Below are 12,881 nucleotides of genomic sequence, written 5' to 3' on the forward strand. Positions count from 1 at the left end.
ACAAGCCAAGCTTCGGCTCCCGTCGGTCGTCGTTGTCATATTGGCTACATATGATCTCGTCTTGTGGAATGTGAGTCGCAGGTAAGGCATTTGCCGCGATCGGTTCACCGCACGTTCCGGTGTTCCGGCGGTTTCCTCCACATTTTTTGCACATTTGCCGCCGCTGCTGGCCTGCCGTCCCAATTCGTGAATGGACGATATGCATGAGAGGCAGGGGATACCGCACCCCCGGCGTCGTTTACCAGGACAATAAGTTGGCCCGCAGGCCGCGTATCCGACGATCGGAGGGGCCGGCCGAGCCGTGCAGGGCCGATATCGCGCCAGTCCGTTGGTCAGTTGGTCTATTGAGGCAAAACGACGCGCGGCGTGAAGCGCGCGCCGCTTGGTCGCGGCCATCATACTTCGATCAAAAGCGAAGTGTCCTGTCGAAACGGACGGCTATGTGTTGCATTGGTAGCCAGAGATCGAGGTGAGCCATGCAACGCATATCCCTGAAAGCCGGGTCCGTGCCGGATCGACCCGCAGCCTCCCGTCCGCAACCGACCAGGCTTGCGGCGACACTGACGCTTGCCGCAATGAGCCTCGGCTACGGTGTCGTGCAGCTCGACGTCACCATCGTCAACACCGCACTCAACGCCATCGGCACCTCGCTCGGTGGCGGCGTTGCCGGACTGCAATGGGTGGTGAGCGCCTACACGGTCGCCTTCGCGGCCTTCATCCTGACCGCGGGTGCGCTCGGCGACCGCCTCGGCGCCAAGCGCATCTTCATGGCCGGGTTCGCGCTCTTCACCGCGGCCTCGGTTGGCTGCGCGGCGGCACCAAATGCCGCGACGCTGATCGCGGCGCGCTGCGTGCAAGGGCTGGCCGCGGCCATCCTGGTGCCGAACTCGCTCGCGCTGCTTCGCCATGCCTATGCGGACGAGAAGGCGCGCGGACGTGCTGTCGGCATCTGGGCCGCAGGCGCGAGCCTCGCACTGACGGCCGGCCCGCTCGTCGGTGGTGGCTTGATCGCGCTGGTCGGTTGGCGCGCGATCTTCCTGGTCAATTTGCCGATCGGCCTTGCAGGCTTATGGCTCGCCTGGCGCTATGCCGACGAAACCACGCGCCATTCGGAGCACGAGCTCGACCTGCCGGGCCAGCTCGCCGCGGTGGCTGCCCTCGGCACGCTGGCCGGCGCGCTCATCGAAGGCGGCGCGCTGGGTTGGAGCAATCCATTCGTGGTGGCGGGCTTCGTCGTGGCGGCGTTCTTCGCGGTGCTGTTCGTCTGGCGCGAGTCGCGCGCGACCCAGCCGATGTTGCCGCTGTCGCTGTTCGAGGAGCGGATGTTCGCCGCGACCTCGCTGGTCGGCCTGCTCGTCAATATCGCCTTCTACGGCCTGATCTTCGTGATGAGCCTTTACTTTCAGCAGGTCAACGGTCTGTCGGCGCTCCAGACCGGCCTTGCCTTCGTGCCGATGCTGGGCGCGGTCCTGCCGGTCAATCTGATTGCGCCACGCGTTGCCGAACGGATCGGCGCGGTTGCGACCATCGCGCTCGGCACCGCGCTGGGCGCGGCCGGCTGCCTCGCGATGCTCGGCATCGATCGCGACACCAGCTATCTGGCGATCTGCCTGCAACTGATCGCGATGAGCGCCGGGCTGGGCCTTCTGGTGCCGCCGCTGACATCCGCGCTGCTCGGCAGCGTCGAGCCGAAGCGCTCGGGCATTGCGGCCGGCGTGCTGAATGCCACGCGGCAAACCGGCAGCGTGCTCGGTGTCGCTCTATTCGGCTCGCTGATTGGCCGCTCCTCGGCCTTCATCGCCGGGCTGCATGCGTCGCTCCTCATCTCGGCCGGCGTGCTGCTGGCTGCGGGCGCGATGATTTGGACCGGCACATCATCACAAGCACGGCAATGACCGAAGCCAGTGATTGCGCCGCGGCGGACCCGCATCTAACGTTACCTGGTCGGCGACTGCCGCCGGCGGGGGGCCGATCAAGTGCTTGCTCCAATCGACCGTCGCCTCTTCTTGAGCCGCGCCGTCGCGCTCGGCGTTTCGCTCCCATTCGCCAACCGGATCGGCGCGGCGCGCGGGCAGACGCCCGACCTGGTCGCGCGCAGGGTGTTCTTCGACAATCCCGACTATATCAACGTCCGCCTCAGCCCGGACGGTACGCATTTGTCCTATGTCGCTCCCGTCGATGGCGTGAACAATCTTTGGATTGCGCCGCTCGCCGATCTCAAGACGGCGCGGCCCGTCACCCGCGTTACCGACCGCAATATCGGCGTCTATCATAGCTGGGGCTACACCAATCGACATCTGGTGTTTTTCCGCGACCACGATGGCGATGAGAATTTCCGGGCTGCGAGCGTCGACATTGTGAGCGGCACGATCGTGCCCCTGACGCCCGAGACCGGCGTCAAGTCGTTCAAGCAGGAGGCCGATCGCAAGTTTCCCGAGGAGATGCTGCTGCGGCACAACCAGCGCGACAAGCGCTATTTCGACCTGTTCCGCGTCAACATCGTGACGGGCGCAAGCGAGCTCGTCTTCGAGAACCACGAGTATCTCGGCCTCATCACCGACAGTGCGTTCCAGCTCCGCCTGGCGACGCGCCTGACCGCGGACGGCACGGCCGAGGTGTTCGAGCGCCGTCCGGACGGCGGCTGGGCGCCGTTCATGACGGTGCCGATCGCCGACTCCGATACGACCGAGCTGCTGGACTTCAGCGCCGACGGCAAGACCTTGTACCTGATCGATTCACGCGGCCGCGACAAGGCGGCGTTCTTCGCGTTCGACATGGCGACGCGCCGGACCACGCTGCTCGCCGCCGATGACGATGCCGATATCGCGCTCGCGATTTTCGACGAGAATCGCAGGCCGCTGGCGGCAATGGCCAATACCGACCGAAAGCGGTGGCATGCTGTCGATCATTCTGCGGAGCAGGATCTCGCCGATCTGGTCCGCCATGGTGCCGGCGACATCACCTTCGTCAGCAACAGCCACGATCACGGCCTGGGCACGGTGTATTACGAGCGCGACACCGAAAGCGGCGAGTACGCGCTGCTTGACCGCGGGACGCGCGAGGTGCGTAAACTGTTCACCCAGCGCCAGTCGCTCGCCGGCGTTGCGCTGCGCAAGCTGGAGCCGGTCGTGATCCGTTCGCGCGACGGCCTGCGCCTCAACTGCTACCTGACCCGGCCGGCGGAGGCCGAAGGCGGCCGCGTGCCGCTGGTGCTGGTGATCCATGGCGGGCCGTATCTGCGCGATAGTTGGGGGTTCAGCCCGGTGCACCAGTGGCTTGCCAGCCGCGGCTATGCGGTGCTCAGCGTCAACTATCGCGGCTCGACCGGATTCGGCAAAGCTTTCGTCACCGCCGCCGATCACGAATGGGGCGGCAAGATGCATGACGATCTGATCGATGCGGTCGATTGGGCGGTTGCACAAGGCATCGCCGATCCCAAACGCGTCGGCTTCTTCGGCGGGAGCTACGGCGGCTATTCGGCGTTGGTGGCGGCGACCAAGACGCCCGACGTCTTCGCATGCATCGTCGACCTGTTCGGCATCTCCAACCTCGTCACCTTCATGGCGACCATCCCGCCCTATTGGGGACCGTGGATCAGTGTCTGGAAGAATCGGCTCGGCGATCCCGGCACGGAGACCGGCCACGCATTCCTAGTCGAGCGTTCGCCGCTGACGCATATCGACCGCGCCATGCGGCCGATCCTGATCGCGCAAGGCATGCGTGACGTCAGGGTGGTCGCCGCCGAATCCGAGCAGATGGTCAACGCGCTCAAGCAGCGCAACGTGCCCGTGACCTACGTCACATTTGCCGACGAGGGGCATGGATTTGTGCGGCCGCAGAACCGGCTTGCCTTCTATGGCGTCGCTGAAGCTTTTCTCGCCAAGCATCTCGGCGGCCGCTGCCAACCGACCGGTGGTGATTTCGCCGGCTCGTCCCTGAAGATCGAGACCGGAGGCGACCTTGTGCCGGGACTACGTTGATGAGACGAACAGTGTTCCGGGTGGAAAAATCACGATCACTTCCGACGGTGCGACGCGCCGTTCAAGCCTTCTTCACCATCCGTGGAACCTCGCTCCACGTAATTACCGTTCCTACACGAATGGGGTCGCCTTTATAGGCCCATAACGGGGGCCTATATGTATCGCGTTCTCACCTGTCTCACTTTGGAGCATGACTGGCGGCTGGTCGTCCTTGGCGGGGTGATCTGTATGCTCGCCAGCGCAGTTGCGATCAGCCTGTTTCACCGCGCCCGTGCCGCGCAGGGCCGCTCACGCGACATCTGGATAGGCCTTGATGCGGCGGTGGGCGGTTGCGGCATTTGGGCCACTCATTTTGTCGCCATGCTGGCTTACGATCCCGGCATCGGCGTCGGCTATAGCGTCCCGATCACCGTCATGTCGCTGGTGCTTGCCGTAGCCGTCCTGGCCGTGGGGCTTGCCGTTGCGTCGATCGACGGGCGCTGGTGGACGGTCGCCGCCGGCGGCGCGATCGTCGGTGCCGGTGTCGCGGCGATGCACTATACCGGGATGTCGGGGCTCGAATTGCCGGCTCGCATCGCCTGGTCGCCCGGCATCGTCGCGGCCTCGATCGGGTTTGGCGGCCTGTTTGCCGCGCTTGCGCTGATCGTCGCGGCGCGTGGCGAAACCTTCGGCCACACGGCTGCGGCAACGGGTTTGCTGACGGTTGCGATCGTCTCCCATCATTTCACGGCGATGGGCGCGATCACCCTGATCCCCGATCCGACCATCGTTGCCGACGGACTGACGATATCGCCGTCGGTGCTGTCGTTCATGACTGCCGTTGCCGCGTTTGCCATTCTCGGCATTTCGCTGATCGCAGCGATCCTCGACCGTCGCGCCAAGACCGAGCTTCACAAGCAGAAGCTGGTGTTGGATACCGCGCTCGAGAACATGTCGCAGGGATTGTGCATGTTCGATGCCGACGGCCGCATCATGCTCTTCAACGAGCGCTACAGCGAGGTCATGGGCCGCACCCGCACGCCGCTGCGCGGACGCCTGCTGATCGACGTGTTGCAGGACCTTCGCTCCGCCGGTGAATGGGATGGCGATCCGGACGAGTTCTGCGCCGGCCTGATCGCCGAGGCGAAGGCCGGCAACACCGCGACGCGGATCATCAATCGCAATGGACGCGCGATCCGTGTCGTCGACCAGCCGATGAAGGGTGGCGGGTGGGTCGCGACCTTCGAGGACATCACCGAGTGGCAGCAGGCCCAAGAGCAGATTTCGCACATGGCGCGACACGATGCGCTGACCAATCTGCCAAACCGGACGCTGTTCCGCGAGCAGCTCGAAAAGGCGCTGCGGCTCGCCAAGCGCTCCGACCAGGTCGCGGTGCTCTGCCTCGATCTCGATCATTTCAAGGAGATCAACGACACGCTCGGACATCCGGTGGGCGATGCGCTGCTTCGGGAAGTGGCGCGGCGTCTCGGCGAGTGCGTGACCGAGCATGACACCGTGGCACGCCTTGGCGGCGACGAATTCGCCATCGTGCAGTTCTGCAGCAATTGCGAACCATCGGTCGTCTCGGCGCTCGCAAGCCGCGTCGTCGAGACGATCGCCGCCCCCTACGAGATCGGCGGGCACCAGCTCGTGATCGGCGTCAGCATCGGCATCTCGCTCGCGCCCGAGGATGGCAAGGATCCCGACGAGCTCTTGCAAAAAGCCGATCTCGCGCTGTACCGCGCCAAGGCTGACGGCCGCGGCACCTATCGCTTCTTCGAGACCGGCATGGACGCACGTGCGCAGGCACGTCGCATGCTGGAGCGCGATCTGCGCCTGGCGCTGCAACGCGACGAGTTCGAGGTCCACTACCAGCCGATCCGCGACGTTGCGGGCGATCGCGTCGTCGCGTTCGAGGCGCTGGTGCGGTGGAGTCACGCATTGCGCGGCTTGATCGCGCCGAACAACTTCATTCCGGTCGCCGAGGAGACCGGCCTGATCGTTCCGCTCGGCGAGATCGTGCTGCGCAAGGCCTGTGCCGACGCCGCGGGCTGGCCCGAGGACGTCGCCGTGGCCGTCAATCTCTCTCCGGTGCAGTTCAAGAATCCGAATCTGGTGACGTCGGTGAAGGCGGCGCTGCAAGAGTCCGGTCTGGCGGCCGACAGGCTCGAGCTTGAGATCACCGAATCGGTGCTGCTGCAGAACAGCGAGGCGACGCTCGCCGTGCTGCATGAACTGCGCGGCTTCGGCGTACGGATCTCGCTCGATGATTTCGGCACCGGCTATTCCTCGCTGAGCTACCTGCGCAGCTTCCCCTTCGACAAGATCAAGATCGACCGTTCCTTCGTCACCGATCTCGCGACCCGCGACGAGTCGATGGCGATCGTGCGGGCGGTCACCGGTCTCGGCAAGAGCCTTGGCATTGTGACCACGGCCGAGGGTGTCGAGACCGATACCCAGTTCGACCTGCTGCGCCAGGAGGGCTGCACGCAGGCGCAGGGATACCTCTTCAGCCCGCCACGGCCGGCCGCCGAGGTGGCCAGGATGTTGCGGCGGACGCCGGAGCGTTCCGTGGCCTGATCAACGAGAAGGGCGCCCAAGTCAGGTCTTGCGCAGGGCGAAATAGGCGCCGCAAAACGCCATCACCGCTCCAAGGCATAGCGCGGCGAGGCCGGCGAGCACGGCGGAAGCGGTCGAGACCGAACTCGGCGCCGACGCGGCCTGGCCGGTGCCGGCCAGGACCAGCACGCCGACGACGATCAGGAACTGCCGCATCCGCCGCGGGACCTGACCCGACACCGCGCTCTGCATCAGATTGGTGGTGAAGTAGCCGCCCGAGAATCCGACGGTCGCGATCAGCCACCATGCGATCGCTGCACCCGCGGGCATGAATTCGTGTGTGTCGGACCGCCACAGCCCGCCAAGGTCGAGCCCGTAGCGCGCGCCGAGCATGTGCACGGCCAGCGCCAGCAGCACTCCGGATAGCATCGCGCCACCCAGGATCAGGTAGCGCGGAAAATAGGTCGTCTCGGCCATGCGTCGCTTGTAGGATAGCCGCGGCGTGCCGCGCAAGCTCGCGCGCGTGTTTGAACAAGCGGAATGGCCGATTGCCAACAACGTTGCAGGACCGATCGGAGACAGGCGCGGGCGCTCCCGTGCGCTATGCCTACAAGGCCTCCCTGATCGGCTCAGCGCATCAGTTCGAACTGACCGACGCAGGGCTGTCGTGGACGATCGCCGGCAGATCGGGTGTGTGGGAGTATTCGGACATCTCCGCGATCAAGCTGTCCTATCGTCCGGTGTCGATGCAACAGCAGCGGTTTCGTGCCGACATCGACAACGCCAAAGGCGGCCGCATCGCGGTCCTTTCGACCACCTGGCAAACCGCGACGTTGATCGCGCCGCAGGGGCACCTCTACCGGGACTTCATCGTCGAACTGCATCGCCGGATGCGGGCCGCCGGCAGCAGGGCGATCTTGACGGGAGGCCTCGGGCCGAAGACCTATGCTGCGGCGCTCGCACTGCTGGCGGGTCTGGCCATCGCGATGACGGGACTGTTGCTGCGCGCGCTGGCAACCGCGGAGTGGACCGGCGCGCTGTTCCTGGTCGGCTTTGCCGCGCTGTTTGCCTGGCAGGTCGGCGGCTTCGTCACGCGCAACCGGCCGCGTCGCTACGATTTCGATCATTTGCCCGAGGTGCTGCTGCCGCCGAATCCGCGCAATCAAGCGCAATGAAATGTGACTTCGTCGGTGCGCCCACGCGCGGCATCGTCGAGCTGCGATGGGGTGGCCAGGGGGCAGGGCGTGCAGGATCGAAGTCTACGGATTCCATCTGATGACGAGATTGCCGCGATCAATGCGCGGCACCTGATCGAGACGCCGCTGCGGCCTGCGGATCTCCTGTTCGTGTTCGGCACGCGCGTGGATGTCACCGAACGGGTGGAGGCGGCGGTCCGGCTCTGGCACAACGGGCTCTTTCGCTGGTCGATGGTCAGCGGCGGCGTGACACCAGGCGATCATCGTTCCGAATGCTCGATCATCAAGGCCGCGATGGTCGCGCGCGGCGTGCCGGCCGAACGCATCCTCGAAGAACATCGCGCGCAGAACACCGGCGAGAATGTGATCTTCTCGCTGCCGGTGATCGATGCCGCGCTCGGGCGCGACAGCATCAAGAGCGTGATCTGCCTCGGCAATACCTGGACCGCCCGGCGCTATCCGATGACGCTCCAGCGGCACTGGCCGGAGGTCGAGAAGATGCTGGTCACGGTGGACACCTTCGCAACGCCGCGCGCGCTCTGGCACACCGATCCGGAATTCCGGCGCCGCGTCCTGAGCGAATGGGACAAGATCGAGCCCTATAAGGCGAACGGTTTTATCGCGGACTGGCCGGTTAGTTAAGGGGAGAGGCGCCGCTCGCATTACTCCGTCGAGTCGAAATCCTCTTCGGTCGCGCTCAGCATCCCCGCCAGTGTCCGCAGGCCGACGTCAAGCTGCTCCATCGGCGGCGCCGCGAGCGCGAGCCGTACCGCATTGGGCGCGTGCCCCGGTGTGGCGGCGAAGGTCGTGGACGGCGTCAACGCGATGTCGCGGCGTGCCGCGGCTGCGACCAGCGTCTGCGAGCGCCAGTGCTGCGGCAAGGTCAGCCAGAGGTGATAGGACTTGGGGTTGGTCTGAATTTCGAAACCGGCCAGATGCTTTGCCGCCATCTGCTGGCGGCGGCCGGCATCGATCCGCTTCAGGCGCGACAGTTCGGCGGCGGTGCCGTCGGCCATCAGCCGCTGCCCCGCTGCGAAGGCGTAGCCCGACGCCGTCCAGCCGCCCGAGCGCACCGCGGCCATGATGCTTTCGCGAAGCCGTGGCGGCGCGACGATGAAGCCCAGTGCCAGTCCCGGTGCGACTTTTTTCGACAGGCTGTCGAGCACGATGCAGCGATCGGGCGCGAGCGCCGCCAGTGGCATCTCGTCGTCGAGAAATCCGTAGACAGCATCCTCGATGATGACGAGGCCGAGTTTGTCGACCACGCGCAGCAGCTCGGCGCGCCGCTCCGCCGGCATCGTGATGCTGAGCGGGTTCTGGATCGTCGGCTGGATGTAGAGCGCGGACAGATGCGCCTCGCGGTGCGCCTTCTGAACCGCATCGGGGCGTACGCCGTGCGCATCCATCGCGAGCGGCACGAGCGTGATCCCGAGCCGTGCGGCGATGCCCTTGACGAAGGGATAGGTCAGCGCCTCCACGCCGCAGCGCCCACCGGGCTGCACCACAGCGGCAAGCGCCGCGGCGATGCATTGCCGGCCATTGGCGGTGAACACGACCTGGTCCGGATTCGGCGTCCAGCTCTTCCGCGTGAGGAATTCCGCGGAGATGGTCCGTGCCGCCCGCGTGCCGAAGCTGGTCGCCGGGCGCAGCGCGCCCTCGAGCATCTCGGGCCGTTCCAGCCCCTCCAGGCTCTTGGCGATCATCGTGGCCTGGTGCGGCAGCAGCGGATAGTTGAATTCGAGGTCGATGCGGGCGCCGCGCGGCTCGGTAGGCGCGGCGACGCCGCGCCGTGCCTCGCCCGACACAAATGTGCCGCGTCCGACTTCGCCGACCACGAGTCCGCGCCGCAGCAGTTCGGTGTAGACCCGGCTCGCGGTCGAGACCGCGATCTTGCGTTCATAGGCGAAATGACGCTGCGGGGGCAGGCGGTCGCCGGCCTTGAGCGCGCCGGAGGCGATCTCGGCGGCCACCGCGTCCGCCAACTTCAGATACTCGAACCTCGACATTATTGCACCGAGAGCAATGTTTTAGTTGCTCCGAGCAATCTACCGGAGCAATTAAGACGGAACAAGCCCGTGATTGTACCGAAGAGAGCGTAAGCTAATCCGAGGTTCTCGATGGCGCGGACGCAGAATACGCGTCGCGTCAATGGCATTGCTTTTGCCGCGCGGGTGTCGAAGGAGATGACAATGACCACGATATCGTCGGCCGCGGCACTGCCTAGGCGGCCTGGTGTGTTGGGCAGATTGCTCCGATTGCTCCGAGATCGGAGAGATGCAATCGTCGTCTATTGGTTGCGTCGCGAGGCGATCAAGACCCTGCACCAGCTCGACGACCGGTCCTTGCGCGATATCGGGATCCCGCGCTGCCACATCGAGATCGCCGTCGCCGGCAATGTCGATTTGGAGCTGATCCGGATCCGCTGAGCTTCTGGGGCGGCACCCGCCGCAAGGCTAGTGCCGCACCACCAGCACCGAGCATTTGGCGTAGCGCACCACGTGTCCGGCGTTCGAGCCGAGGAAATAGGTGCGCATCGCTGGGCGGTGCGATGTCATCACGATCAGGTCGGCCCTCATCGCGGCGGCCTCTTCGAGGATCTCGTGATAGATGCCGCCCTGGCGGACCACGCCCGAGATGCGGTGCGGCTCGATGCCGGATTCGCGCGCCACGATGGCAAGGGCCTCTTCCGACGTTTCGCGCTGCTGGCTGTCAAAGTCCGCAGGCACATATTCCGCCAGCATCACCGGCGTCATCGGCAGCACATTGAGCAGGCGGATCGAGCCGTTCCACGTCTTCGCGAGCGTTGCAGCGGTTGCGATCGCCGGCTTCGCCAGATCGGTGTCGGCGAGGTCGATCGGCACGAGAATGGAGCTGTACATCTGCGCCTCCTGTCCGCGATGGTCTGGAGCCGTTTCGTCCCTGTGACGCCGTGCCTCTCTTGTTGTGTTGACGCGAACCGGTCCCCTGTCGCGCGTTGGAACTATAGCATGGCGGGGCTGCGATGTCCGCCCACGTCAACTGCGTGAGGCCTGCTTCAATAGTTTCGGACTGACGAACAGCACGAGCTTGCCGCGGCGGAAGGATACCTCGTCCCAGTCATTGGTCGCGAAGTCGAAGATGGCCAGCCCCGAAGTCGGCAGGTTATCGCTGAGCGCGCGCCTGGCGGCGTCTTCGCCGCTCCCGGTCAGCGTCAGGGCGAGCTCATGCATGCCGGGATTGTGGCCGACCAGCATCAGCCGCTTCGGGTCGGTGACCGAAGCCATCCGGATCGTGGTCAGCAACTGGGTCGGATCGGCGCCGTAGAGTTCCGGCAGGAATTCGACTTTCGGCTGCGGCGCCAGGCCCTTCATGGCCTCGTGCACGATTTCCCAGGTCTGCGCCGCACGGACCGCGGGCGACACGAACACCCGGTCCGGGAACGGTGGATGGTGGGCGATCCAGCCGCCAATCTCCGCTGCATCGCGGTGGCCACGATGATCGAGACGGCGGTCCTTGTCCCGCCCCGAAGGCGCGTCGGTTTCGGTTTTGGCGTGACGCAGCAGCAACAATCGGCGCATGGACTTCCATCTCGATTCGTTCAGTCGAAATTAATTCTACAGCCTCATGCCCTGGACAAGGTGACAAGCGCCGCGGCGGTTCGTAAGAAAACGCCATGACCGGGACTTCCACAAGTGCGGCGGACGGCCTCAATCGGGGGGCCTCGCCGTTCCGTGAGCGTTTGGGATCCGACCTCGATGTCGACATCTGTGTGGTCGGGGCAGGGCTTGCCGGCCTGACAGTGGCGCGCGAGGCCGCGCGGCTCGGCGCGAGCGTTGCCGTGCTCGAGGGCCGCCAGATCGGCTGGAACGCCTCCGGCCATCATCTCGGCACGGTGATGCCGGGTTTCGGTCTGCCGATCGCCGATCTGATCGAGCGGGTCGGCTTCGACGATGCGCGTGAGCTCTGGGCGCTGTCGAGGGAGGGCGTCGAATATGTCCGCGCCACCGCCACCGAGGAATTGATCCCCGGCATCGGTTACAGCGAGGGTGCGCTGGAGGTCTCCAATGTCGACGTCGGCGAGACGCTGATCGGCCGCCTGCAGATGCTCGCCGAGGATTTCTCGACCGAGGTCGAAGGCTGGCAGGTCGATCGCGTGCGCAGTGTGCTCAGAACCCGCCGCTATTTCCACGGCATCCACTATCCGAAGGCGTTCCAGATCGACGGCCGGAGATATGTCCACGGCCTCGCGGAATTGGCGACCCGTGCGGGCGCGCGGATCTTCGAGGACACGCCGGTCGTCAGCATCGACTTTTCAGGCATCCGCAAGCGCATCGTGACGCCGTCGGCGAAGCTGCGCGCCGGGCACATCGTGCTGGCGGGCAACGTCCATCTCGGTGCGCCGCTCAAGCGATTGTCGGACACGCTGCTGCCGGTGTGGCGCTACGCGGCACTGACCGAGCCGCTCGGCGAAGGGCTCAGTGAGGCGGTGGCGTTTTCGGGCTCGGTGACCGACAGCGACGGCATCGACCATTTCCGCGTCGTCGGCGGTGATCGCCTGTTATGGGCCAGTCCGGAAACCACGTGGGACGCGCGGCCGCAGCGCTTGAGCGGCGCTGTGCAGCGGCGGATCGCCACAATGTTCCCGAAACTCGGCAAGGTGCCGATCGCAGAAATGTTCGGCGGCGCAGTCGGCGTCACGGTGCATGGCATGCCGCAGATCGGCCAGTTGCGCAGAGGTCTCTGGGTGGCGAGCGGCTTCGGCCGCCATGGGCTCAACACCTCGGCGATCGCCGGCCAGTTGATTGCGCGCAGCATCCTCTGGGGCGACGACCGCTGGCGGCTGTTTTCGCCGTTCGAACTTGTCTGGGCCGGCGGCACTACCGGGCGCGTCGCCGGCCATCTGATCAGCCTGTGGGCGAGGGGGGCTTCGTCGGCTGCGGGCGTGCTGGCGCGCTACCGTGAGGGCGCGCGGGCCAAGGAGCGGCGCCGCGAGGCACGGCTGGCCGAAGCCAATCTCAAGGCAGGAACCAGGGGAGCGGTCCGTCGGCCGCCGCCGGGTGCTGCGCGGGTGCCACCACGGGCGCCCGCGCCGATGCGTGACGACGAGCCGCATCCGCATATCTCGCAAGAAAGTGAAAGGATCCCCGGCGGGCCGGTGTAACGTTGCGCGGCTGCCTTCGTAACTGAT

At 65.7% G+C, this 12,881-nt stretch carries 11 protein-coding genes; 7 read left to right on the forward strand and 4 right to left on the reverse strand.

Annotated elements, in window-relative coordinates:
• Positions 1-476: 476 nt before the first annotated feature.
• The 3 genes from P6U25_RS12815 (at position 477) to P6U25_RS12825 (ending at position 6,539) form a co-directional block, all read left to right on the forward strand.
• Positions 477-1,895 carry an MFS transporter gene (locus P6U25_RS12815; protein WP_407151531.1) on the forward strand — a complete coding sequence of 473 codons (1,419 nt, stop codon included), beginning with the start codon at positions 477-479 and terminating at the stop codon, positions 1,893-1,895.
• Positions 1,896-1,976: 81 nt separating this feature from the next.
• Complete coding sequence (locus P6U25_RS12820; protein WP_407151532.1) at positions 1,977-3,980, forward strand: S9 family peptidase; 2,004 nt, start codon at positions 1,977-1,979, stop codon at positions 3,978-3,980.
• 156 nt (positions 3,981-4,136) lie between these two features.
• Positions 4,137-6,539, forward strand: a complete 2,403-nt coding sequence (locus P6U25_RS12825) for an EAL domain-containing protein (protein WP_407151533.1) — start codon at positions 4,137-4,139, stop codon at positions 6,537-6,539.
• Between the two features lie 21 nt (positions 6,540-6,560).
• Here the strand turns inward: P6U25_RS12825 and P6U25_RS12830 are convergent, their stop codons facing one another.
• Positions 6,561-6,995, reverse strand: a complete 435-nt coding sequence (locus tag P6U25_RS12830; RefSeq protein ID WP_407151534.1) for a hypothetical protein — start codon at positions 6,993-6,995, stop codon at positions 6,561-6,563.
• Positions 6,996-7,114: 119 nt separating this feature from the next.
• Here P6U25_RS12830 and P6U25_RS12835 point away from each other — a divergent pair, with 119 nt between their 5' ends.
• Both P6U25_RS12835 and P6U25_RS12840 read left to right on the forward strand, forming a co-directional pair.
• On the forward strand, positions 7,115-7,693 hold the full coding sequence (locus P6U25_RS12835; protein ID WP_407151535.1) for a hypothetical protein: 579 nt from the start codon (positions 7,115-7,117) through the stop codon (positions 7,691-7,693).
• Positions 7,694-7,762: 69 nt separating this feature from the next.
• Positions 7,763-8,356: a YdcF family protein gene (locus P6U25_RS12840; protein WP_407151536.1), complete on the forward strand. Its 594-nt coding sequence runs from the start codon at positions 7,763-7,765 to the stop codon at positions 8,354-8,356.
• Positions 8,357-8,376: 20 nt separating this feature from the next.
• On the opposite strand, the gene P6U25_RS12845 is transcribed toward P6U25_RS12840, so the two are convergent.
• Complete coding sequence (locus P6U25_RS12845) at positions 8,377-9,720, reverse strand: PLP-dependent aminotransferase family protein (protein WP_407151537.1); 1,344 nt, start codon at positions 9,718-9,720, stop codon at positions 8,377-8,379.
• A 183-nt stretch (positions 9,721-9,903) separates the two neighbouring features.
• Between P6U25_RS12845 and P6U25_RS12850 the strand changes: the two genes are divergently transcribed.
• Positions 9,904-10,140: a DUF1127 domain-containing protein gene (locus P6U25_RS12850; protein WP_407151538.1), complete on the forward strand. Its 237-nt coding sequence runs from the start codon at positions 9,904-9,906 to the stop codon at positions 10,138-10,140.
• A gap of 27 nt (positions 10,141-10,167) precedes the next feature.
• Here P6U25_RS12850 and P6U25_RS12855 read toward each other — a convergent pair whose 3' ends face one another.
• Positions 10,168-10,593: a universal stress protein gene (locus tag P6U25_RS12855; protein ID WP_407151539.1), complete on the reverse strand. Its 426-nt coding sequence runs from the start codon at positions 10,591-10,593 to the stop codon at positions 10,168-10,170.
• 135 nt (positions 10,594-10,728) lie between these two features.
• Positions 10,729-11,271, reverse strand: a complete 543-nt coding sequence (locus P6U25_RS12860) for a SixA phosphatase family protein (protein WP_407151540.1) — start codon at positions 11,269-11,271, stop codon at positions 10,729-10,731.
• Between the two features lie 95 nt (positions 11,272-11,366).
• On the opposite strand from P6U25_RS12860, the gene P6U25_RS12865 reads away from it, so the two are divergent.
• Entirely contained in the window at positions 11,367-12,854 is a 1,488-nt protein-coding gene (locus P6U25_RS12865) for an NAD(P)/FAD-dependent oxidoreductase (protein WP_407151541.1), read from the forward strand.
• Positions 12,855-12,881 lie beyond the last annotated feature (27 nt).

It is taken from the genome of Bradyrhizobium sp. ORS 86, assembly GCF_045571475.1.
Lineage (GTDB): Bacteria > Pseudomonadota > Alphaproteobacteria > Rhizobiales > Xanthobacteraceae > Bradyrhizobium.